The sequence below is a fragment of the Lysobacter sp. CA199 genome (genome assembly GCF_052078715.1).
Classification (GTDB): domain Bacteria; phylum Pseudomonadota; class Gammaproteobacteria; order Xanthomonadales; family Xanthomonadaceae; genus Lysobacter.
The window spans coordinates 444678-468620 of the sequence record NZ_JBQJIL010000004.1 but is presented as its reverse complement, the minus strand read 5'-3'; the positions used below and the strand labels follow the sequence as shown (position 1 = coordinate 468620).

Annotated in this window: 12 protein-coding genes; 3 read left to right on the top strand and 9 right to left on the bottom strand. The window is 66.3% G+C overall.

The genetic code is table 11. The features are described 5' to 3' along the window. Window positions 1-49: 49 nt before the first annotated feature. Window positions 50-3808 carry a hypothetical protein gene (locus ACTOWJ_RS09375; protein ID WP_441334333.1) on the bottom strand — a complete coding sequence of 1253 codons (3759 nt, stop codon included), beginning with the start codon at window positions 3806-3808 and terminating at the stop codon, window positions 50-52. An 11-nt stretch (window positions 3809-3819) separates the two neighbouring features. Next, window positions 3820-12270, bottom strand: coding sequence for a DUF7507 domain-containing protein (locus ACTOWJ_RS09370; RefSeq protein ID WP_441334332.1), 8451 nt, complete (start codon window positions 12268-12270; stop codon window positions 3820-3822). 614 nt (window positions 12271-12884) lie between these two features. Here ACTOWJ_RS09370 and ACTOWJ_RS09365 point away from each other — a divergent pair. Then, window positions 12885-13508, top strand: coding sequence for a helix-turn-helix domain-containing protein (locus ACTOWJ_RS09365; protein ID WP_441334331.1), 624 nt, complete (start codon window positions 12885-12887; stop codon window positions 13506-13508). A gap of 265 nt (window positions 13509-13773) precedes the next feature. On the opposite strand, the gene ung is transcribed toward ACTOWJ_RS09365, so the two are convergent. The 5 genes from ung to rhlB all read right to left on the bottom strand — a co-directional run bounded on the left by ung (window position 13774) and on the right by rhlB (window position 19650). Next, window positions 13774-14484 (bottom strand): uracil-DNA glycosylase, encoded by a 711-nt coding sequence (gene ung, locus ACTOWJ_RS09360; RefSeq protein WP_441334330.1) that lies wholly within the window; start codon window positions 14482-14484, stop codon window positions 13774-13776. After that, window positions 14481-15341 carry a response regulator gene (locus ACTOWJ_RS09355; RefSeq protein ID WP_441334329.1) on the bottom strand — a complete coding sequence of 287 codons (861 nt, stop codon included), beginning with the start codon at window positions 15339-15341 and terminating at the stop codon, window positions 14481-14483. The genes ung and ACTOWJ_RS09355 overlap by 4 nt, the downstream gene beginning before the upstream one ends. A gap of 415 nt (window positions 15342-15756) precedes the next feature. Then, on the bottom strand, window positions 15757-16731 hold the full coding sequence (ftsX, locus tag ACTOWJ_RS09350) for a permease-like cell division protein FtsX (RefSeq protein WP_441334328.1): 975 nt from the start codon (window positions 16729-16731) through the stop codon (window positions 15757-15759). Then, a complete protein-coding gene (ftsE, locus tag ACTOWJ_RS09345; RefSeq protein ID WP_441334327.1) occupies window positions 16728-17414 on the bottom strand; it encodes a cell division ATP-binding protein FtsE in 687 nt (228 codons plus the stop codon). Before ftsE ends, ftsX begins: the two co-directional genes overlap by 4 nt. A 433-nt stretch (window positions 17415-17847) precedes the next feature. After that, entirely contained in the window at window positions 17848-19650 is a 1803-nt protein-coding gene (gene rhlB / locus ACTOWJ_RS09340) for an ATP-dependent RNA helicase RhlB (protein ID WP_441334326.1), read from the bottom strand. A 276-nt stretch (window positions 19651-19926) separates the two neighbouring features. On the opposite strand from rhlB, the gene trxA reads away from it, so the two are divergent. Together trxA and rho are read left to right on the top strand one after the other, a co-directional pair. Next, window positions 19927-20259 (top strand): thioredoxin, encoded by a 333-nt coding sequence (gene trxA / locus ACTOWJ_RS09335; RefSeq protein WP_441334325.1) that lies wholly within the window; start codon window positions 19927-19929, stop codon window positions 20257-20259. 262 nt (window positions 20260-20521) lie between these two features. Further along, a complete protein-coding gene (rho, locus tag ACTOWJ_RS09330) occupies window positions 20522-22288 on the top strand; it encodes a transcription termination factor Rho (RefSeq protein WP_441334324.1) in 1767 nt (588 codons plus the stop codon). Window positions 22289-22356: 68 nt separating this feature from the next. Here rho and ACTOWJ_RS09325 read toward each other — a convergent pair whose 3' ends face one another. After that, window positions 22357-23250, bottom strand: coding sequence for a ZIP family metal transporter (locus ACTOWJ_RS09325; protein WP_441334323.1), 894 nt, complete (start codon window positions 23248-23250; stop codon window positions 22357-22359). A 34-nt stretch (window positions 23251-23284) separates the two neighbouring features. Beyond that, on the bottom strand, window positions 23285-23917 hold the full coding sequence (locus tag ACTOWJ_RS09320; RefSeq protein WP_441334372.1) for a superoxide dismutase: 633 nt from the start codon (window positions 23915-23917) through the stop codon (window positions 23285-23287). Window positions 23918-23943: the final 26 nt, after the last annotated feature.

Here is a 23943-nt window from a genome sequence, read left to right as displayed (position 1 = left end):
CACTTCTACCATCGCAACGCGGGCGTCTTCACGGACACACACCCGGCCATCAGTAGCTGCCGACCATATTGAGAAACCAGCCCCGGTGGTCGCGGTCGAAGTTGGTCAGGTCGTCGCTGAAATCGGTGAAGTTGTAGCCCACGCCGACGCGGAAGTTCTTGCCGATATCGCGATCGATACCGAGCAGAAAACCCCGCTTGCTGCCGCCGTCGCGCACGTCCAGCCAGCGATACTCGGCCAGGCCGTGCCAGACCTCCTTGAGCTCGTAACGCGCCTGCACCGCGGCGAAGGTGGTCGACGAATCGGCCCATTCGCCTTGCAGCCGGCCGAACCGCACCTCACCGACCCGCCGCGCCAGCTTGCCGGCGAATTCCCAGCGGTGGTTCGCGTTGTAGATGCCCTCGAACGCGAGTACCTGACTGCGCTGATCGTAATTGGCGATGTTCGGGCCGACCTGTTGCAAGGCCGACACGTCGTACAAGAAGGTGTACTTGCCCAGCAACGCCAAACGGGTGCTGTCGTACGGACGCCAGGCGAAACCGACGTTGCCTTCGACGAACTTGGCGCCGGCGTTGCGATCGATCCGGTCGCGGGTCTGCGAATAGTTCAGGCGCCCGGCGATACGGAAACCGTCGCTGAGCTTGTGCAAGAACCGATTGCTCGAGGTCCACTGCTCGCGTCGTTCCGCGCCGGTGTCGCGCCGCCATTCCAGCTTGCTCGACCACTGGGTATCGACCGAATTTCGCCCGCCGCTGAGGCTGACAGCGCGGCGGTCGACCTGTCCCAACCCGGCGGTCCGATCCAGGCTCGCCTCCTGCAGGGTGAAGCCCAGGTTCCAACCCTCGCCTGGATAGAAGTCCATGCCGTAGGTATGCGCCAGGCCGGATTCATTGGGCGCTTTGAGGAACTGGCTTTCGTTGAACAGATTGACCTGATTCGACAGACGCCAGCGCTGGCCCAAGGTCCAACCGGTGTTGAGACGATCGTTGAACAGCGGGTCGTGATCGTTGGTATCGGTCGAGTAAGTGTAGGCGCCGTACAAGCTGTGATCGGGCGCCAGCCGATACTCGGCATTGACCTTGGCCGCGTCGCCGCGATCGCCGGTGGTGAGCTCGGCGCCCACGCTGGACAGGTCGCCGAACAAATACTTGGCGCCGACGCTCAGGGCGTCGTTGTCGTCGTATTGGCCATGATCGTCGTCGACGGTGACCTGAGCGGTGCCGAACAGCTCCAGTTGAGTACCCACCAGCTGCCGGTATTCCAGCGCGGCCAACACACCGCTGGAATCGGCGGTCAGACGCCGCTCCTGCACGCGGCGCACTTCACCGCTGAGGCTGATGTCGTCGTTGAGACGCCACTCGCCGGTGAGTTGGGCCTGGGTCAGCGACTCCTCGCCACGCTCGGCCACGCTGTAGCGACCGAACACGCGCACGGCCGGAGTGAGTTCGCCGAAGAACTCGAAGCCGCGTTCCTCGATCGGCAGTCCGGTGTCGTAACGCGAGATCGAGTAGCCTTCGTCGACCTTGCGCCACCAGGCGCCCGCGCTCCAATCCAGTTCGGTCCATCCCAGCTCGCGGAAGTTGGCCCTGGTTTCGACCGAACGCGCCTTGCCTTCGCGGTCCTTCAAACCGGAATTGAGTTCGGTGAAGCTCAGGCCGCCGTTGTCGGAGAAGAAGACCGGCGCGCTGGTCGCCTGAGTCTGGCTTTGTTCCAGCTTCAGATAAGTGCCGCGGCCGGCCTGCAGGGTGACGTCGGCGCCCTTGAGGCTGTAGTCCTCGCCGGAACGCTTTTCATCGACGTAGGTGCCGCCCACCGCAACGTGATCGCCGAACCAATGCTTGCCGCGGAACCCCGTCGATACGTCGTCGGCGTCGAAGCCGTCGGGCACGTACTCGTAGTCGGCCAGCAGGACTTGCTGATAGCCGTCCAGCGGGGTGTCGTGGGTCAGGGTGCGGGGGCCGTCGCGCGAGACTTGCGACAGCGGCTTGTCGAGCAGAACGCGGCCTTGCAGCTCGTCGATTTCGTAATCGGCTCCACGCACGAGATCGACCCGCTTCTCGACCCGACCGGTGGTCGGATCGCGCACTTCGACGCTGAGTTTCTCCGATCCCGGCAGCACGTCGCCGTGCTTGAGGTAGTACAGACGCCCGCCGGTGCCGATCAGTTCGCTGTGGCCAGGCGCGGTCTGCGCCTGCGAACCGAACACCCGCAACTGCGTTCCGGCATCGCCGATCGCGGTGGTGCGACGGCTGCGCCAGTCGAAGGCGCCGCCGTACAGCGAACGGCTGTAATGAGCGTACTCGGTACCGGTGATGCCGGTATCGAAATTGCCCCACAGGGCCTGGTTCTTGTCCCAGTCCACGCGCAGGTACAGCCGACCCATCGTATCGACGTCGCGATAGGTGACCGAGTCGTCGCCGTAGACCGGGTAGTACTGGTCCGGATCGAGACGACGGAACACATCCTGCGGATCGGCGTCCCAGAAGCCGTTGAACAGCTCGCTGATCTCGCGTTCCTGGGTATCGGCCTGTGCGGTGACCAAATACTTGCCGCGCACCTTGCCCTTCAAATAGAAGGCCAGACGTCCGTCGATCAGAAACCCGTCGTCGAAGCGGTCGTCGCCGGCCACCGGCTCGACCGATCCGCTGGCGTGAGTCTTGGATGCGGTGAAGTCGGCCAGCGCGACGGCGAACATGTAGCGGCCGGTGACGTCGACATTGATCGCGTGACGCAGCGCGGGCTCGTCCTTGCGGCCGCCGACCTCGATCTCGAAACGGTGCTGGCCGACCGGCACAAGGTACTCGGCGACCAGCTTGCGCTCCAGATCGACCGGATGGCCGCGGCCGTTGATCTTGATCGAGGCGCCGTCGGGAATGTTGCGCCCCTGCAGGCGCACGCGCGACCCGTAGATCGGGATGTTCTGCTGACGCAGATTGTCCTGGCCGAAGATGCTGTCGACCTGGCTGCGCTGCTCGGCGTCCTCCAGGCTCAACGAGGTGCCGAGTTGCTTCTGCGCGGCATCGCGCAGGATCCGTGCGCCCCGCTCGGCCTCTTCGGGCTTGACCAGTTGCATGCGCCGCGGGAAGGTTTCGTCGTAGCTGCCGTCTTCGCCATGCGCGCGGACGATGTAGATCAGTTCGTCGGACGCGCGCAGCTTCAGATCGGCCGGCAAGGCGCCGTCCCATTCGATATCGCTGACCGACGCCCGCGGCAGGTCCAGGGTCGCGATCGGCCGGACCAGATCGGAATCGCTGGCGCGATAGATCAGCACCTGCGAGCGCTTGATGAACGCCGCATAGTTGTTGTACGCGTAGAAGCGCACCGGCTTGACGATCTTGCTGCCGTCGTAGGCGATCAGCGACGGTGCGGACACGGTCATTTCCGCGCGGCCGAGGTTGGGATCCTCGGTCGCCCAGATCACGCCGCCGCCCGGCAGTTGCATCGACCACTTGCCGACCACCACCGCCTTGCCCGGAACCGGCGCCTGTTGCCAGGCCGACTGGGTGTCCTCGGCCTCGATCGTCACCCGGCGATCGGGCTGCAGGACGTCCGACGACGAGCGTTCGGAGGTTCCGCGCGTGGAGGGTTGACGCTCGCCGCGGGTGCGCAGTTCAAACAGCACGCCCTGGTCGCTTTCGCAACCGGCGGCGTCGCAGTCGACCTCATCGGGGTTCCGCGTCGAAGCCGGCGCGGTGTTCGGCTGCGTCGCGGGCTGGACCGCCGCCGGCGCGCGGGTTTGCGCGCCGGCGACATTGGCCAAGCCGCCGAGGATGCAGATCAGGGTGTAATCGAGCAGTTTCATTTTCATGGCAGGCCCCCTCACTTGCCCGGCTTATCGGCAGGGGCTGCCGGGTCGTTGCTGATGTCGACGCGCAAGTGCTGGCGCAGTTCTGGACTTGCGTGGGCGACGATCGCCTCGAACACGGCCCGGGTGCGGCGCATGCCGAGCGCGACGTTGTACTCGTCCGATGCGCGCAGGTCGGTGTGGCCGGTCAGGATCACGCGGGTCCCGCGCAGTTGCTCCAGCGCTGCGGCGACCTTGGCGATCACCGGCAGGTACTTGGGCTTGATCGTCGCCTTGTCGGTGTCGAACAACACCGTGCCGAGCACCGGCCACTGCGCGAAGCCGACCACCATCGTCGCCGGATCCTGCGGATCGGTGCGCACGCTGATCTGCAAGGTCTTGAACAGTTGCGGATCGACCCGGGTTTCCAGCGACTTGCGCACCGCCAGGGCCCGATCCATCGCCAGCGTCTCGTTCTCGCCGTTGGCGGTGATGACGATCTCGCCCCCGCCGTATTGCTTGATCTTCAACGCCATGTTCTCGATCGCGGACAGGTACTGCGGCGTGACGTCCGCACTGCCCGGCGCGAACAACACTTCGCCGATGCGCATCTCGACCTGCTCCTGCTTGCCGGGGATTTCGCCCGGCGGCAGCTTGACGCCGAAATCGAAGCGGACCGGGATGCCCGGGGTCAGACGGCGCACCAACGGGTTGTCGGTGGTGAACGTCGCGCCCGGCGGCAAGGTGGCCGGATCGACCTTGAGGATGAAGTTGCGGCCGCGTTCCCACGGACCGCCCGCCACGCCCTCCAGGTGATAGCGGCCGAACTGGTCGGTTTCGATCAGCAGACCTTCCACCGATGCGATGCGCACACCGGGTATGCCGCGCTCTTCGATACCGTGATTGCTCACGAGGTAGTCGACGCGGTAGCCGTCGGCGGTCTGGGCGACCTTGCGCTCGACCTTGGGCTGCGCCCCGGTCAGGCCCTTGGCCGCATCGCCGCTGAGCTCGCTGCGGGTGTTGCCCGCAGCATCCATGCGCAGGGTGACTCCCTGCGCCGTGGTCAAGACGAAGTTGTCGTCGAACCTCGGCTCGCGCAGCACCTGGCTGATTACCACGGTGTGGTCGGCGACCGGATCGGCCTCGGACTGACGCGCGCTGATCTTGCCCAACTCGATGCCGTGCAGCATCGGCGAGCTCGCATCGGGCTCGGGCTTGGAGCCGTCGCCGCGATCGACCGTGGTCGAGTCGGCGAGGTAGGTGTCGGCCGCGAAGCCGCCCTGCACCCGCACCTTGCTCAATTCGGCCGGATCGTGCCAGCCATCCTGATCGCGGTCGTCGAACACCGTGCCGATCAGCAGGGATTCGTCGAGCAAGGGATCGGCGATCAACTGGACCTGGGCGGTCGCCTCGTTCGAACGCTTGCCGCTGTCTTCGGCATAGGCGCGATTGACATGGACACCCGGGCGCACACCGGCCCCGACCCGCATCAGATACATCACGGTCGCGCTTTCGCCGGCCTGGATGTCGATCTGATCGACCTTGATCGGGTGACTGCCGACCTGGCGACCGGCGCCGTCGCGATCGGCGACCTGCACGCTGCCCTCGACCAGGGTGAATCCGGCCGGCGGCGTATCGGTCAACGTCGCATCGGTGGTGTCGACCTGGCCGATGTTCTTGATCGTGAGCGTGTAACGCACCAGATCGCCGATCTTCACGTCGCGCGGATTGGCTTGTTTGGTCACGAACAGATCGCTGGCCGATTCCGGCTCGACCCGCATGACCGCGAGGGCCTCGGCCGTGGCCGTACCGCTGGCCGAGCCACCGCCGTTACTGCCATAGCGCGCGGTCACCGTGACGAGATTGTCCAGGGTTCCGCCGGCATTAGCCTCCTCGCGGGTGATGGCATGGGTGTACGGATTGCAGTCGGTGCTTTGACCCGGCGCCAACGTGTTGGTGGCGCAGTTCAACGTCGTGGCCGGATAGCCCTCCAACACGTCGCGCGTTGCCATTTCGCTGAGGGTGACGTTGCCAGTGTTGGTGATGCGCACCGCGTAGGTGATCACATCGCCGACGTTGCCGACGCCCTGGGTGCCTTCGTCCACGGTCAGGGTCGCGACCTTGACAATAGCCACCGCCGGACGCGCCTCGATCGTCACGGTGACGCTCGGGCGGCAACGCGCTTCGGTCGAACCGGACTGACAGGCGTTCGGCGTGGTGGTGATCACCGTCGCGGTGTTCGCCACCGAACCGGTGTCGGCATCGGACTGGACGACTTTGTAGGTGCCGCTCAGCACGCAGGTGCCGGTCGGCGCCACGCTGGCGCAGGTGATCGTGTTCGGCGTGATCTTGTCGTCGCTTACGACCACATCGGTCAGATCGACATTGCCGGTGTTGGTGACGGTGATGGTGTAGGTCAAGGTATCGCCCACGCTCACCCGCCCGTCGCCGTCTTCGTCGGCATTGGCGGTCATCGCCTTGATCGAGGCCAAGTTCGGCTGTTGGACCACCGGTACATCGACGCTTGGGTTGCACTTCGGATCGGCCGAACCGCTCGGACACACAGCGGCACCACCCGGCGGAGGCGTATCGACCACGGTGGCGGTGTTGCGGATCGTGCCCGCATTGGCGTCGGCCGGCGTGACCCGGTAGGTACCGGTCAGCACGCAGGTCGCACCCGGCACCACGATCGCGCAGGTGGTCGTGTTCGGCGTGATCTTGTTGTCGGCCACCACGACGTTGTTGAGATCGACGTTACCGATGTTGGTAACGGTGATCGCGTAGGTCAGGGTGTCGCCCACCGTGACCGAGCCGCTGGCGTCTTCGTCGGCGTTGGCGGTCATCGCCTTGATCGAACGCAGCTCGCCGTTGCGCGGCAGCGGGGTCTGGGTGGAGGCCGGCTCCGAGGTGATCGGCGAGCCGCTCGGCGGCGTACCGGTGGCGGTGGCCGTATTGTCCGACGTACCCGCGTTCACTTCGTCCTGGGTGATGGTGTGGGTGCCGGTGCAGGTGGTGCTTTCGTTCGGCGCCAGGGTCGTGACGCCGCACACCGCCGGAACATCCAACCTGGCGTCGTTCACCCGAACATCGATGAGGTTCACGTTGCCGGTGTTGGTGATCACGAAGGTGTAGCCGATCGTGTCGCCGGCATCGGTCACGGACGCATTGGCACCCAGGTTCGTCGTCGGTGCGCCCGCGGTCTTGGTGAAGGTCAGCGCGGGTTCGACCAGCACGGTGTGGGTCGTGGTGCAGGTAACGCACTCCGGATCGGGATCGCCGCCGCCGTTGCCGGCGACGCTGTTACCGACGGTGCCCGACGCATCGGCGTCAACGGTGGTGGTGTAGCTCAGCGTATAGGTGCCCGGCAAGGTACCGGGCGGCAGGGTGCACACCAGCGGACCGGTGCCGGTGCAGGTGTAATCGCCCGCGCTGGTCACGCCGCCGAACGTCTGATCGCCGCTGATCGTGTCGGTCAGGGTGTAGACCGACGTCAACGCCGACGTCGTCACCGTGGTCGACAAAGTGTAGGTGATCGTCGCGCCCGGGTTGACCGTGGTGCCGGTCGCCGGGTCGGACGATTTGCTGCTGACGATCACCGGCTCAGCGACCGTGTGGCTCGTGGTGCAGTTGGTGCATTCCGGGTCCGGGTCGCCACCGCCGTTGCCGGTCACGCTGTTGCCCACCGTGCCCGACGCATCGGCGTCGACGGTGGTGGTGTAGGTCAACGTATAGGTGCCCGGCAGGGTGCCGGCCGGCAAGGTGCAAATCAGCGGACCGATACCGGTGCAGGTGTAGCTGCCGGTGTTGGTCACGCTGCCAAACGTCTGATCGCCGCTGATCGTGTCGGTCAGGGTGTAGACCGACGTCAGCGCCGACGTCGTCACCGTGGTCGACAAGGTGTAGGTGATCGTCGCACCCGGATTGACCGTGGTGCCGCTGGCCGGATCCGACGACTTACCGCTGCTGATCACCGGCGATGCAACTGTGTGGCTCGTGGTGCAACTGGTGCATTCCGGATCGGGATCGCCGCCACCGTTGCCGGCGACACTGTTACCGACTGTGCCCGACGCATCGGCATCGATGGTGGTGGTGTAGCTCAGCGTGTAGGTGCCCGGCAGGGTACCGGCCGGCAAGGTGCAGGTCAGCGGACCGGTGCCCATGCAGGTGTAGCTTCCGGTGTTGGTCACGCTGCCGAACGTCTGATCACCGCTGATCGTGTCGGTCAGGGTGTAGACGGACGTCAATGCCGACGTCGTCACCGTGGTCGACAAGGTGTAGGTGATCGTCGCACCTGGATTGACCGTGGTGCCGGTCGCCGGATCCGACGACTTGCTGCTGCTGATCACCGGCGATGCGACCGTATGAGTGGTGGTGCAGTTGGTGCATTCCGGATCGGGGTCGCCACCGCCGTTGCCGGTCACGCTGTTGCCAACCGTACCGGCCGCATCGGCGTCGACGGTGGTCGTGTAACTCAACGTATACGTGCCCGGCAAGGTACCGGCCGGCAAGGTGCACACGACCGGACCAGTGCCGGTGCAGGTGTAATCGCCCGCGCTGGTCACGCCGCCGAACGTCTGATCGCCGCTGATCGTGTCGGTCAAGGTGTAGACGGACGTCAGCGCCGCGGTGCCCACCGTGGTGCTCAGGGCGTAGGTGATCGTCGCGCCCGGGTTGACCGTGGTGCCGGTCGCCGGGTCGGACGACTTGCCGCTGCTGATCACCGGCGATGCGACCGTGTGGGTCGTGGTGCAGTTGGTGCACTCGGGATCCGGATCGCCGCCGCCGTTGCCGGTCACGCTGTTACCGACCGTGCCGGCCGCATCGGCGTCAACGGTGGTGGTGTAGGTCAGCGTGTAGGTGCCCGGCAAGGTACCGGGCGGCAGGGTGCACACCAGCGGACCAGTGCCGGTGCAGGTGTAATCGCCCGCGCTGGTCACGCCGCCGAACGTCTGATCGCCGCTGATCGTGTCGGTCAGGGTGTAGGCAGACGTCAACGCCGCCGTCGTCACCGTGGTCGACAAGGTGTAGGTGATCGTCGCGCCCGGATTAACCGTGGTGCCGGTCGCCGGATCCGACGATTTGCTGCTGCTGATCACCGGTAACGCCACGGTGTGGGTCGTGATGCAGCTGGTGCACTCGGGGTCCGGGTCGCCGCCGCCGTTGCCGGCCACGCTGTTGCCAACCGTGCCGGCCGCATCGGAATCGACGGTGGTGGTGTAGGTCAGCGTGTAGGTGCCTGGCAAGGTGCCGGCCGGCAAGGTGCACACCAGCGGACCGCTACCAGTGCAGGTGTATGCACCGGTGTTGGTCACCGAAACGAACGTCTGATCGCCGCTGATCGTGTCGGTCAGGGTGTAGGCCGACGTCAGCGCTGCAGTGCCGATCGTGGTGCTCAGGGTGTAGGTGATCGTCACACCCGGATTGACCGTGGTGCCGGTCGCTGGATCCGACGACTTGCTGCTGCTGATCACCGGCGATGCGACCGTGTGGGTCGTGGTGCAGTTGGTGCACTCCGGATCCGGATCGCCGCCGCCGTTGCCGGCGACGCTGTTACCGACCGTACCGGCTGCATCGGTGTCGACGGTGGCCGTGTAGGTCAGCGTATAGGTGCCCGGTAGGGTGCCGGCCGGCAAGGTGCAGACCAGCGGACCGGTACCCGTGCAGGTGTAGCTGCCGGTGTTGGTCACCGAAACGAACGTCTGATCACCGCTGATCGTGTCGGTCAGGGTATAGGCCGACGTCAACGCCGCCGTCGCCACCGTGGTCGACAAGGTGTAGGTGATCGTCGCGCCCGGGTTGACCGTGGTGCCGGTCGCAGGATCCGACGACTTGCTGCTGCTGATCACCGGCGATGCGACCGTATGGGTCGTGGTGCAGTTGGTGCACTCCGGATCCGGATCGCCACCGCCGTCGCCGGTCACGCTGTTGCCGACCGTGCCCGATGCATCGACATCAACGGTGGTCGTGTAGCTCAGCGTATAGGTACCCGGCAAGGTACCGGCCGGCAAGGTGCAGGCCAGCGGACCAGTGCCGGTGCAGGTGTACGCACCGGTGTTGGTCACCGAAACGAACGTCTGATCACCGCTGATCGTGTCGGTCAGGGTGTAGACCGACGTCAACGCCGACGTCGTCACCGTGGTCGACAAAGTGTAGGTGATCGTCGCGCCCGGGTTGACCGTCGTGCCGGTCGCTGGATCCGACGACTTGCTGCTGCTGATCACCGGCGATGCGACCGTGTGGGTCGTGGTGCAGTTGGTGCACTCCGGATCCGGATCGCCGCCGCCGTTGCCGGCGACGCTGTTACCGACCGTACCGGCTGCATCGGTGTCGACGGTGGCCGTGTAGGTCAGCGTATAGGTGCCCGGTAGGGTGCCGGCCGGCAAGGTGCAGACCAGCGGACCGGTACCCGTGCAGGTGTAGCTGCCGGTGTTGGTCACCGAAACGAACGTCTGATCGCCGCTGATCGTGTCGGTCAGGGTGTAGGCCGACGTCAGCGCTGCAGTGCCGATCGTGGTGCTCAGGGTGTAGGTGATCGTCGCACCCGGATTGACCGTGGTGCCGGTCGCTGGATCCGACGACTTGCTGCTGCTGATCACCGGCGATGCGACCGTGTGGGTCGTGGTGCAGTTGGTGCACTCCGGATCGGGATCGCCGCCGCCGTTGCCGGCGACGCTGTTACCGACCGTACCGGCCGCATCGGTGTCGACGGTGGCCGTGTAGCTCAACGTATAGGTGCCCGGTAGGGTGCCGGCCGGCAAGGTGCACACCACCGGGCCGGTGCCCGTGCAGGTGTAGCTGCCGGTGTTGGTCATCGAAACGAACGTCTGATCACCACTGATCGTGTCGGTCAGGGTGTAGATCGACGTCAACGCTGCCGTGCTGATCGTGGTGCTCAGGGTGTAGCTGATCGTCGCGCCCGGATTAACCGTGGTGCCACTGGCCGGGTCGGACGACTTGCTGCTGCTGATCACCGGTAACGCCACGGTGTGGGTCGTGGTGCAGGTAACGCACTCCGGATCGGGATCGCCGCCGCCGTTGCCGGCGACGCTGTTACCGACCGTACCGGCTGCATCGGTGTCGACGGTGGCCGTGTAGGTCAGCGTATAGGTGCCCGGTAGGGTGCCGGCCGGCAAGGTGCAGACCAGCGGGCCGGTGCCCGTGCAGGTGTAGCTGCCGGTGTTGGTCATCGAAACGAACGTCTGATCACCGCTGATCGTGTCGGTCAAGGTGTAGACGGACGTCAACGCCGCGGTGCCGATCGTAGTGCTTAGGGTGTAAGTGATCGTCGCGTCCGGGTTGACCGTGGTGCCGGTCGCCGGATCCGACGACTTGCTGCTGCTGATCACCGGCGATGCGACCGTGTGGGTCGTGGTGCAGTTGGTGCACTCGGGATCCGGATCGCCACCGCCGTTGCCGGCCACGCTGTTGCCGACCGTGCCCGACGCATCGGCGTCAACGGTGGTGGTGTAGATCAGCGTATAGGTGCCCGGCAAGGTACCGGCCGGCAGGGTGCAGACCACCGGACCGGCGCCGGTGCAGGTGTACGCACCGGTGTCGGTCACCGAAACGAACGTCTGATCACCGCTGATCGTGTCGGTCAGGGTGTAGGCCGACGTCAACGCCGCCGTGCCGATCGTGGTGCTCAGGGTGTAGGTGATCGTCGCACCCGGATTGACCGTGGTGTCGCTGGCCGGGTCGGACGACTTACTGCTGCTGATCACCGGTGCCGCGACCGTGTGGGTCGTGGTGCAGTTGGTGCATTCCGGATCGGGATCGCCGCCGCCGTTGCCGGCGACGCTGTTACCGACGGTGCCCGACGCATCGGCGTCAACGGTGGTGGTGTAGTTCAGCGTATAGGTGCCCGGCAAAGTACCGGCCGGCAAGGTGCACACCACCGGGCCGGTGCCCGTGCAGGTGTACGCACCGGTGTTGGTCACCGAAACGAACGTCTGATCGCCACTGATCGTGTCGGTCAGGGTGTAGGCAGACGTCAACGCCGCCGTCGTCACCGTGGTCGACAAGGTGTAGGTGATCGTCGCGCCCGGATTGACCGTGGTGCCGGTCGCCGGATCCGACGATTTACTGCTGCTTACTTCGGGCCCAGCGATATCGTTATTGATAATGACGCACTCTGCGTCAACGCCGTTGGACAGCGCCAGGTTGGTTTCGGTGAGGGTGTATGTCCCCGCACTCACCGTGGTATTGGTCACCGCTGGCGCACCGCTCGTCCCGCTGATCGGCGTCGGCCCCGTGGCGGTCAGCGTGAAGTCCGCCGTCGTGGCGGTACCGCGATTGTCGTTGATTACCGTCTTGACCAAGGTCAAGCGAGGTTGGATCGGATCGCTGTCCTCCGAGGTGCAGACCGGGTTGGCAAAGGTTTGTCCAGGCCGGTTGCAGTTCGCACCGGTGTTGTTCACCCCGTCCGGAGGCGTTACGGAGGCACGGTTGACCGCATTCTGCGAGAACGCCGGCAGCGCCCAGGTCATTGCGACCGTCAGCAGCAATGACCGCCCGACACGGCGCAGCACTGCTCGAACAGCTGATTTGGAATCCACGGTCACAACGCCCCCTAAACCTGAAGTCGACTAGCGGGGTGGCCCGATGGCATAACGATGGCACCCACTTACACCCTTATCGGAAAATTATCTCCATACAGGACATAGACGCTGATCCTGTGCCGGACGAAACATTCCGGAGGGCTTCGATTTCAGTAACCAGGCGCTGACTTGGCCGCGAAACGTGACGCAAAGCGTCACTAATGACCCGAAAACCGGTTTTTTTGGGTCCACCGGCACAAAATCGCCTGCAAAATTCAGACGAGTCCTAACAACCGTTTCACGAAGGCAATCGCCTTCGCGTACTTGATGCCGCTTGGGCGGGGCGCCCGGACATCGACTAAGCGCCATCAGCGGCGTGGCGCATCCTCAGACCTGAAAAATCCTCTATTCTCAGGTCGATAGCGCACTTCGAGGCTGCCTTTCGGATGCCCGATTGGTGTCTATCCGCATTGCCTTGCAAGCTTCAGAACTTCCGGGCGATCCCGGCCGCGCGCTCCGATCAGGTCTGCCGGCTCCGCCTTCATCAGCCACCAGAGAGATGGATGAAGTCGCATCAACCGACCATCGGCGGCCTGCTGCGCTCACTGCGCGCACGCAATCAGTGGACGCTCAAGCAAATGAGCGAGCACGCCGGCATTCCGCTGTCCACCCTGTCCAAGATCGAGCACGATCGGCTGTCGCTGACCTACGACAAGTTGCTTCAGCTCAGTCAGCGGCTGAACCTGAGCATGTCCGAGCTGTTCGCCGAGACCCACGCACCGGCGACCCGACCGGTCACGGCGCGGCGCAGCATCGGCCGCATGCGCGATGCGGCGCGGGTGACCGATAAGAACTACGACGCATTCTTTCTGTGCACCGAATTGCGCCGCAAACGCATGACTCCGTCGGTGATCCAGATCCGCGCCCGCAGCCTCAAGGAATTCGGCCCGCTGGTGCGCAGCCAGGGCGAAGAGTTCGTATTCGTCCTGGAAGGCGTCGTCGAGCTGCATACCGAGTTCTACGATGTAGCGGTATTGCAGACCGGCGAAGGCAGCTACATCGACGCCAACATGAGCCATGCCTATGTGCTGGGTCGCAACTGCGAGTCGGCGCGGGTACTGGCGGTATCAGCCAGCGACGACGCGGGGCTGCTGGCGACCTTGATGGCTCATCAAGAAGAAGCCTGAGCGCCGGCACGCAAGGCCCGACGAGGCCGACCCCGGGATGTACGCGATAGCCGCACCCGGAGTTGATATTCTCCGATCAGAGAATGGACTGGTCGCTACGCGAACCGACGCCCGCCGCCGGAAGCAGCCGGCGGCGCTCAATGGCATCGGCCGGCTCACGCGATCGTGTCGTACCCGTGCAAAGGGGCCGAGCTGTCGCCGGACCCATCTCCGTATCGCGCTGGAATGCTGTAGTTGCGGCCCCTGCTTCCCGCCGGGGCCTTTTTTACGCGTCCAGCGCGTTGCGCGCCGGCAGGGTCCAGTCGATCGGCGCCACGCCCTGACGCGAAAGGTATTCGTTGGCGGCGGAAAAATGTCCGCAGCCGATGAAGCCGCGATGCGCCGACAGCGGCGAGGGGTGCGGCGCCTTGAGCACGCGGTGCCGACGCGGATCGATCACCTTGCCCTTGGCTTGGGCGTAGCTGCCCCACAGCAGGAACACCAGGCCCTCGCGCTCGCGGTTGAGCACGTCGACGACGTGATCGGTGAAGCCTTCCCAGCCCTTGCCCTGGTGCGCGCCAGCGCGGCCCTCTTCGACCGTGAGCACGGCGTTGAGCAACAACACGCCGCGATGCGCCCATGGCATCAGATAACCATGATCGGGCCGGGCGATGCCGAGATCGCGATGGATCTCCTTGAAGATATTGTCCAGCGACGGCGGCACCTGGACGCCGGGCCGTACCGAGAAACACAAGCCATGCGCCTGGCCTTGGCCGTGATACGGATCCTGTCCGAGGATCACGACCTTGACCGCATCGAACGACGTCGCGTCGAACGCGCTGAAGATTTCCGGACCCGGCGGAAAAATCCGCGCCCCGGCCGTCTTGCGCTCGCGCAGAAAGCGCGAAAGCGCGTGCATGTCCTCGCGCGCGAACCAATCGCCGACGTGCTGTTTCCACGAAGGCTCCAGCTTGATGTCGCGATCGCCGTCGCTCATGCCGGCACCGCCGCGCTGGCCGGTTCGACCAGCCGCGACAGACGCAACTGGAACAAGGTCTTGGTGACCAGCAGGCGCTCTTCGATCGGCTTGAGCACCAGATCGTTGGCGCCGGCGCGCAGCAGCGCGCTCTGGTTGTCGCGATTGGCGTCGCCGGTCATCACCAGAACCGGCAGACGACGCTTGCCGTAAGCGAAGTCATTACGCAGTCTGGCGAGCAGATCCTTCCCTCCCAGCTCGCCCTTCAAATACACGTCGGTCAGTACCAGATCCGCGCCGGCATCGCCACCGTTGCGGCCGCTGGCGCGATGCGCTTCCAGATGCTCCAGCGCTTCTTCCACGCCGATGAAATGCAGCACATGCAAGGCGTGGCGCTCGAGCATGCGCTTGGTCGCGACCGCGACCACCCGGCTGTCTTCGACGTAGAGCACGCGCGCGCCCGGAATCGGCTGCGGCTGGACGTAGCCGCGAATGAACTCGGCCAGCGCGGCCGGGCCGAGGGATTTGTCGAAATAGTCGGTAACGTCTTCGGTGAAGCGGCGCGATTCCAGATGCGCCTGCGCATCGCCGGAGACTACGATCACCGGCACATACGCCTGGGTCGCCGCCTCGCGCACCGCGCGCGCCAGGGCGATGCCGTCGCCGTCGGGCAGCACCAGGGCGGTGGTGACCAGATCGACCTCGCCGTGATCCAGCGCGACCTTGGCCTCGACGATGCTGCCGCACTGGACGATGCGCGTGTTGGGCAGCTCGCGCACCAGCACGTCGGCGATCAGCTTGCGCACCAGCCGGGAGCCGTCGACCACCATCACGCGCGGTGCGGTGTTATCGAAGTGACGCAGGTTCTGGCTTTGCATACGGGGACAGTACCGTCTCGGCGACGCGGAAACCGGCGGCGCCAGGCGCCGGCGCGGAACGGAGTGCGGATCATGCAGGGGATTAAGATTCTAGGCGCAAGCAGGTCCGGATTCCGAGCCTTGCGCACCATCATGGCAACCGCGTGTCGGCGGGAGCGGCCTTGCGTCGAGTTGTGAGGCAGGTTCGGGGCAGGCGGAGGCGGTCGCAGCTCTCGGGTGGGGCTGAGCCTGCCGAGAGGGTGCCTGCCGAGCGCCTGCAGGCTGGGTGGTTTTGTGGGAGGGGCTTCACCCCGACGCTTCCGCTCAGGTCGCCTTGCAGCCCGTTGCGATCAGATCGGAAAGCGTCGGGGCTGAAGCCCCTCCCACAGAGACCTCGCGGGTTACGTGCGGCGGCCTGCGCTCAGCCCTGCTCTGCTCAGCCCTGCCCGGCGCGGCTCTGGCGCAGATAGTGTCCAGTCACCACGCCCGCGCCGAGCCAGCCCAGCGCGGCGGCGCCGGCGAGAATCTGCAGCGCCTGCAGCGGGCCGAAGCCCTGCAGCTCGAAATGGCTGCCGTAGCTGACCGCAAGCGCGGTCAGCGGCTCATGCAGGCTGTGTTCGGCGGCAGTCAGCAAGGCCAACGCCACCGCGCCGGCGGCCAGCCCATAGCAGGCGCCCAGGTACAGGAACGGCCGGCGGATGAATCCGTCGGTGGCTCCGAGCAATTGCAACACCCCGATTTCCTCGCGCCGCGACTGAATGTCCAGGCGCACGGTATTGCCGACCACCAGCAGCGCGCCCAGGCCCAGCATCACCGCCAGCACCCAGGCCAGGCGCGAGCCGAATCGCAACCAGCCGTCCAGGCGCTGGCGCCAACCGGCGTCGTGCTGGACCACGTCGGCCTCGGCCAGTTCGCCCAGGGTCTGGGCCAGCGCCAGTTCATCGCCCTTGGGCGTCACCACCAGCAGGCTCGGCAGCGGATTGCCTTCGATCGACGACAGGGTCTCGCCCAGCCCGCTTTTCTCGCGCAGATCGGCGAGTCCCTGCTCGGGCGTGCGCAGCTCCACGCCGCCGACTTCGGCGCGGGCGCGCAGTTCCTCGGCCAGCGCGCGGGCGCGTTCGAGCTTGATCTCTGGCTTGAGGAACACGCTGATCTGGCGCGAACGCTGCACGTCGCCGGCGAAGCGCTCGACGTTGTTCAAGCTCGCCCACAGGCCCAGCGGCAGCGCCAGCGCCACCGCCATCACGCCGATGGTCAACAAGGTCGCCCAAGGCTTGCGCAGCAAGCGGCCGACGCTGGCGACCAGACTGTAGAGGTGATGGTCGAACCACACACCCAGACGCGATTGCGAGGCCGATTCGACCGCGGCTTCATCGCGCTGCGCCGGGCCGATGTTTGCGGGGCTGCTCATTCGGCCAGATCCTCGGGAGCGATGTCGTCGACCAGGCGGCCGTGATTGAGCACCAGCACGCGCTTCTTCATGCGCTTGACCAGGGCCAGGTCGTGACTGGCCACCAGCACGCTGGTGCCGCGCTCGGGCAGCGATTGGAACAAGGCCATGATTTCGGCCGACAAGGTCGGATCCAGATTGCCGGTGGGCTCGTCGGCGACCAGCAGCCGCGGTTCGCCGATGATCGCGCGGGCGATGCCCACGCGCTGCTGCTCGCCGGCCGACAGCTCGCCCGGCAACGCCGAGGCGCGCGCGCCCAGACCGACCTTGTCCAGCGTCGCGCGCACGCGCCGGCCGATGTCGCCGCGGCGCAGGCCGCGCAACAGCAGCGGCAGCGCGACGTTGTCGGCGACGCTGCGATCGGCCAGCAGGCGGTGATCCTGAAACACCACCCCGACCTCGCGCCGATGCAGCGCGATCCTGCGCCCGCCGACCTTGACCAGGTTGCGTTCGCCGAACAGCACCGCGCCGCGACTCGGCCGCTCACTGAGATGGATGAGCTTGAGCAGCGTGCTCTTGCCGGCGCCGGAATGGCCGGTGACGAACAGCATCTCGCCCGGCGCCACTTCGAAGCTGACTTCGCTCAGGGCTTCGTGGCCGCTGCTGTAGCGTTTGCTGACGTTGTCGAAGCGCAATACGGTCATGGCCGGAAGTATCGCAGAGCGAATCGCCGGAAAGCATCACGTTTCGGCGCTCGCGTTCGGCCCATGTTCGCGCTGCGGTCGCCGCGGCCGCACGCAAACCGTCGCGACGGCAACGACCGGCCCGCCCGCGGACGCACCCGTTCCGGGGCCCTCAAGCCGGCAGCCGCACCCGCCGGCGCGCGGATACGCGGCCCGGCCCGGCCCATTGCCCGACGTCCGACGTCGCAAGTGAACGCCCTCGGCCCGCAGCCGGCGGCGGTAAACGCGACAGGACGTTGCTGCCGTTGGCTGTCGTCCTCGCGAACGCGGGGGGCCAGGCCGTATCGCGGCAGTGCGCTGAAGTCGCTCAACGCAAGAGGGCCCCGACGGGGCCCTCGATGCATCCGATGCGACACGGCGAACCGCTATGCCGCTTCGCCGACCCTGCCTGGACTCAGTGCTGCGTGCGCGGCGGACGCGCCACCAGCGACTTGAGCTTGCGGCCGATGCGGCCCAACAGCGACGGCTTGGCTTCGCCCGCGGCGGCGGCCGGCGCGGTGGCCGGCTTGCTCGGCGCGGGCTTGCTCGACGCGGGCTTGTTCGCGGCCGGCTTGGAGACCGAAGTCGCTGGGCTGGCGGCCTGAGCCACGCTCGCGCCCTCGGCGCCTTCGATCTTGCGGCCACCGCGGCGACGACGGCGCTTGCGCGGCGCGCGCTCGCCCTCGGCGCCCTGCGGCGCGACCGAAGCACCGGCCACCGGCGCTTCGCCTTCCACCCGCGGCTTGCGCGGCGGACGCGGCGCTGGCGCCGGCGCGGCTTCGCCGGCGGCGGCATCGACGACCGGCTTGGGCGCAACGTCTTCACTGCGCGGACGGCGCGGCGCGCCATCGCGACGGCCTTCGCTGCGACCGCCGCTGCGGCTGCCGCCGGGACCACCGCTGCGACCGCCTCGGCTGGTGATGCCGCGACGCGCATCGTCGGCGGCGCGCTGCTCGCGCGCTTCCTTGAAGATCGAGCCGATGCTTTCGTTATCGTCCTCGCCTTCTTCGCCGGCCGGAATCTCGCGCGGCTTGCGCGGCAGGGCGACCAGCAGTTCGGCATCGACCGGCAAGGTCGGCAGCTTCTGCTCGATGTAGGCCTCGATGTCCGGCAGGCTCATCGCATAGCGCTCGCAGGCGAAGCTGATCGCGTCGCCCTCGGCGCCCAGACGCGCGGTGCGGCCGATGCGGTGCACGTAGTCTTCCGCGTCGAACGGCAGGTCGTAGTTGTAGACGTGGCTGACGCCGTCGATGTGCAGACCGCGCGCGGCCACGTCGGTGGCGACCAGGATTTCGAGCTGGCCCTTCTGGAACTTGTTGAGCAGCGATTCGCGCTTCTTCTGCGGCACGTCGCCCGACAGCACGCCGACCCGGTAACCGCCGCGTTCGAGCGACCGCGCGACGCGCTCGACCCAGGCTTTGGTGTTGACGAACACCATCGTGCGCGCGCCTTCGCTGCGCGACAGCAGGCCCAGCAGCAGCGGAATCTTTTCTTCGTCGGCCGGGAAGTACACCTTCTGGCGCACCTTGGCGGCGGTGATGAACTCGGTTTCGACGACGATCTTTTCCGGCTCGTTCATGTGCTCGTAGGCGAGCTCGAGCACACGATGGCTCAGCGTGGCCGAGAACAGCAAGGTCTGGCGTTCGGTGCGGATCGGCATGCGCCGCAGCAGGAAGCGGATGTCCTTGATGAAACCCAGATCGAACATGCGGTCGGCTTCGTCGAGCACGCACATCTCGCAAGCGTGCAAGGACACGACCTTGTGCTGTTTGACGTAGTCGATCAGGCGGCCGGGCGTGGCGATGATGACGTCGGCGCCCTTCTGCAGCAGTTCGCGCTGCTTGTCGTAATCCACGCCGCCATAGACCAGGGCGAACTTCAGGCCCAGGTCGGAACCGAACTTGACCGCGTCCTTGTGGATCTGGATCGCCAGTTCGCGGGTCGGCGCCAGGATCAACGCGCGTGGATCTTCCGGCTTGCGCTCGGCCAACGCCGGGCGGGTCAGCAGGCGGTTGACCACCGTGACCAGGAACGCCAGCGTCTTGCCGGTACCGGTCTGGGCCTGGCCGGCCACATCGCGGCCAGTCAGCGCGATCGGCAAAGTCAGCGCCTGGATCGGCGTGCAGCGCGAGAAACCAGCAGCCTCAAGGCCCGCCAACAAGCTCGGATGCAGATCGAAGGAGGAAAACGTTATATCGGTTAAAGGCTTGTCGCTCATGCGTTTCGGAGATCCGCGCCGGTTCGGCGTCGTAGGGTGTCGCTTGCGTGGGTGGCGTCGGCGAAGCAGACTGCCGGGGCCGAACCGGCACCCGTTTTGCACTGGGCAGACCGACTCGATGAGGCCGTGGCGCGGCGCTTTCTTTGAGGCCTGAGGCCTTGAAGGTTCCGCGAAACGCCCCAGTTTAGCGTAAGCCCCCGCCCGGCATGGCCTGCCCGGGCATTCCGTTCAAGATTAGCCTGAACCGTATGGTCGGGCAACGCGCAGGAGACCTCCGTGAGCGAAAAAATTCTGCATGCTGGCGATTCCAACTTCGACGCCACCGTGCTGCAGTCGTCCGAACCCGTCCTGGTCGATTTCTGGGCCCCGTGGTGCGGCCCCTGCAAAGCGATCGGCCCGATCGTGGAGCAGCTCGCCGAGCAGTACGAAGGCAAGGCCAAGGTGGTCAAGGTCGACGTGCAGGAATTCCCGTCCCTGGGCGTTCGCTACAACGTGCGCAGCATCCCTATGCTGTTGATGTTCAAGGACGGCCAGGTGCACTCCAGCCAGCTGGGCGCGCCGCCGAACATCAAGTCGCTGCTGACCCAGATGATCGACAAGGCCATCTGAGGCCTGCCATCGGATCGGCATGATGCTTGCGCCCCCACGGGCGCAAGCGCTCCGGGCCTTGCCCGGCAACGTGAACGGTATGGCCGGGGAAGCTTGCCGCCACGCTACAGCAGTGCTAGTTTCGCAGTACCCGGCGTCGGACTTCGCGTCCCTGCGCCGCACCCCGTCTGCCGTACCCCGTCCAGATACTCATCATCAACCCACGTCCCTGACGTCCCGCTCGCCCGATGCGAGCGCTCGCCGCTTAGCGAGGAACCTCCGCTTGTCCGATAAGACCCCCGACGCTGGCGATACCGCCGAAAAGCGCGTGCGTAAACCGCGCGCCAGCAAATCCGCCGATGCCGCTCCGGCCGTAGTCAGCGATGCCAGCCCATTGATCCCCGCACCCGTCGCGCCGGCGCCCGCCGCCGAACCCGCGCCGCCGCGTGCTCCCAAGAATCCCGCTCCCGCCCCGGCCGCCAGCGCCGGCGAGTTCGCTCCGGCCGCCTCCGGCGCCGCCGAGACCGCCGCATCGCAGGGCAATAACGGCCAGGAAGGCGGCGGCAACAACCCCCAATCGCAGCAGCAAGGCCAGAATCAGGGCCAGCAGCGCGACGGCGGCTTCAACGATCGCGGCGGCAACCGCCGCGACCGCTTCCGCAACCGCCGCGACCGCGACCGCAACAACCGGCCGCAGCAGCGCGGCGGCGACGACGGCTCGTTCGAGAACGGCAACGGCGAAAACTTCGTCCCGCGCCCGCACCCGCAGGTGCCCGAGGGCTTCCCGCAGTACTCGCTGGGCGACCTCAAGCGCATGCCGGCGCCGAAGCTGCTGGATCTGGCCGACCAGCTCAGCATCCAGGAAGGCGTCGCCCGCGCGCGCAAGCAGGACGTCATCTTCGCCCTGCTGAAAGTGTTGACCCGCCACGGCGAAGGCGTCGCCGCCGACGGCGTGCTGGAAATCCTGCCGGACGGCTTCGGCTTCCTGCGCGCGGCCGAGGCGAGCTACCTCGCCGGCCCGGACGATACCTACATCTCGCCCAGCCAGATCCGCCGCTTCAACCTGCGCACCGGCGATCATCTGTCCGGTCGCATCCGCTTCCCGAAGGACGGCGAACGCTATTTCGCCCTGTCGGTCGTCGACAGCATCAACGGCGAGCCGCTGGAAGCGTCGAAGAACAAGGTCCTGTTCGAGAACCTGACTCCGCTGTTCCCGCGCCGCAAGTTCAAGCTCGAGCGCGGCGACGGTTCGACCGAAGACATCACCGGCCGCATCCTCGACCTGATGGCGCCGCAGGGCAAAGGCCAGCGCGCGCTGATCGTTTCGCCGCCCAAGGCCGGTAAGACGATGATGATGCAGCAGGTCGCCACCGCGATCACGCACAACCATCCCGACGTGCACCTGATCGTGCTGCTGGTCGACGAACGTCCGGAAGAAGTGACCGAAATGCAGCGCACGGTGCGCGGCGAAGTGGTCTCCTCGACCTTCGACGAACCGGCCGCGCGCCACGTGCAGGTCGCCGAGATGGTGATCGAGCGCGCCAAGCGCCTGGTCGAACACAAGAAGGACGTGGTGATCCTGCTCGACTCGATCACCCGCCTGGCCCGCGCCTACAACAACGTCGTGCCCTCCTCGGGCAAGGTGCTGTCGGGCGGCGTCGACGCCAACGCCCTGCACCGTCCCAAGCGCTTCTTCGGCGCCGCGCGTAACGTCGAAGAAGGCGGCTCGCTGACGATCATCGCAACCGCGCTGATCGACACCGGCAGCAAGATGGACGAGGTGATCTACGAAGAGTTCAAGGGCACCGGCAACTCGGAAGTCCACTTGAACCGCCGTATCGCCGAGAAGCGCGTGTATCCGGCGATCGACATCAACCGTTCGGGCACCCGCCGCGAAGACCTGCTGATCGAGCCGGAGCTGCTGCAGAAGATCTGGATCCTGCGCAAACTGCTGCACGGCATGGACGAAATCGGCGCGATGGAATTCCTGCTCGACAAGATGAAGACCACCAAGTCGAACGACGAGTTCTTCAGTTCGATGAAGCGCTGAATTCCACCGGCGCTGTAACGAAAACGCCCCGCGATGCGGGGCGTTTTCGTTTGCGCCGTCGCGCCGTCCTATCCCAGCGCGGTATCGAGCACCATCATCAACACGAACCCGATCATCAGCCCGGCTGTGGCGAAACTCTCGTGCCCCTTGCGGTGCGATTCGGGAATGATCTCGTGGCTGATCACGAACAGCATCGCGCCGGCGGCGAAGCCCAGGCCCCACGGCAACATCGCATGCGAATGGCTGGTCACCGCCGCGCCGAGCACAGCGCCGACCGGTTCGACCAGGCCGCTGGCGGCGCCGATGAACACCGACAGCCAGCGCGAGTAACCGGCCGCCAGCAGCGCGACCGCCACCACCAGGCCTTCGGGCACGTCCTGGATGGCGATGCCGATGGCCAGCGCATTGGCCCGCACCGCGCCCTCGTTGCCGGCGTAGCCCACGCCGATCGCCAGGCCCTCGGGCAGGTTGTGCAAGGCGATGGCGAACACGAACAGCCAAGTCCGGCGCAGCTTGCCTGGCGACTGCCCTTCGCGTCCCTTGATGAAGTGCTCGTGCGGCACCAAGTGGTCGATCGCCATGATCGCCGCGCCGCCGAGCAGCACGGCCATGCCGATCACCAGGCTGGCGCCCTTCTCGCCGCCGCCGAACATCGCCGAGGCCTGCGCTGCCGCCAGCCCCGGAATGATCAGCGAGAACGCGCAGGCCGCGAGCATGACCCCCGCGCCGAAGCCGAACAGGATGTCCTGGGTGCGGTCGGACAGGCGCTGCGAGAACAGCACCGGCAACGCGCCCAAGGCCGTGGCCAAGGCGGCGACCGAACCGCCGACGAAGGCGTTGCGAATCGCCGGGACGCTGTCGATGTAGCGCCAGATGTCGGAGACCATCGCCACCGCGCCCAGCGCGAGAATCGCCAGCCCGACCCATTGCGCCGGGCTCAACCGGCGGCCGAACGCGCCCACGCGGCGCTCGGCCGCGTCGCCGTCCCCGCCCGAATCAGTTCTTCGCCGCAGCATATCGCCTCGCGACTTCCGGCCAATGGATCACGTTGTAGAACGCGGCGATGTAGTCCGGCCGGCGGTTCTGGTACTTCAGATAGTAAGCGTGTTCCCACACGTCCAAGCCGAGGATGGGCACGCCGCCCGAACCGATTCCGACCATCAGCGGGCTGTCCTGGTTGCCGCTGCTTTCCACCGACAGCCGGCCGTCCGCGCCGACCAGCAGCCAGGCCCAGCCGCTGCCGAAGCGGGTCAGCGCGGCCTTGGTGAAGGCGTCCTTGAATGCGTCGAAGCCGCCCAGGTCCGACTCGATCGCCTGCGCCAAGGCGCCCTGCGGCTGACCGCCGCCGCCCTGCTCCGGCGGCGCCATCACCGTCCAGAACAGGCTGTGGTTGGCGTGACCGCCGCCGTTGTTGCGCGCCGGCGCTCGCAGCGCTTCGGGCAATTGGTCGATCGCCACGATCAGCGTTTCCGCCGGCACGCCTTCGTGCGGCGTGCCCTGCACGGCGGCGTTGAGATTGTTGATGTAGGCCTGGTGATGCTTGCTGTGATGGATCTCCATCGTCTTCGCATCGATGTGCGGTTCCAGCGCGTCGTAGGCGTAGGGCAAGGCGGGCAGCTCGTGCGGCATCATCGGTTTCCGGACAGGGAGGGAGG

Coding starts and splice junctions, on each gene's coding strand:
- ACTOWJ_RS09375 (WP_441334333.1), bottom strand. CDS start 3,808: ATGAAAATGAAACTGCTCGATTACACCCTGATCTGCATCCTCGGCGGC.
- ACTOWJ_RS09370 (WP_441334332.1), bottom strand. CDS start 12,270: ATGACCTGGGCGCTGCCGGCGTTCTCGCAGAATGCGGTCAACCGTGCC.
- ACTOWJ_RS09365 (WP_441334331.1), top strand. CDS start 12,885: ATGAAGTCGCATCAACCGACCATCGGCGGCCTGCTGCGCTCACTGCGC.
- ung (WP_441334330.1), bottom strand. CDS start 14,484: ATGAGCGACGGCGATCGCGACATCAAGCTGGAGCCTTCGTGGAAACAG.
- ACTOWJ_RS09355 (WP_441334329.1), bottom strand. CDS start 15,341: ATGCAAAGCCAGAACCTGCGTCACTTCGATAACACCGCACCGCGCGTG.
- ftsX (WP_441334328.1), bottom strand. CDS start 16,731: ATGAGCAGCCCCGCAAACATCGGCCCGGCGCAGCGCGATGAAGCCGCG.
- ftsE (WP_441334327.1), bottom strand. CDS start 17,414: ATGACCGTATTGCGCTTCGACAACGTCAGCAAACGCTACAGCAGCGGC.
- rhlB (WP_441334326.1), bottom strand. CDS start 19,650: ATGAGCGACAAGCCTTTAACCGATATAACGTTTTCCTCCTTCGATCTG.
- ACTOWJ_RS09320 (WP_441334372.1), bottom strand. CDS start 23,917: ATGCCGCACGAGCTGCCCGCCTTGCCCTACGCCTACGACGCGCTGGAA.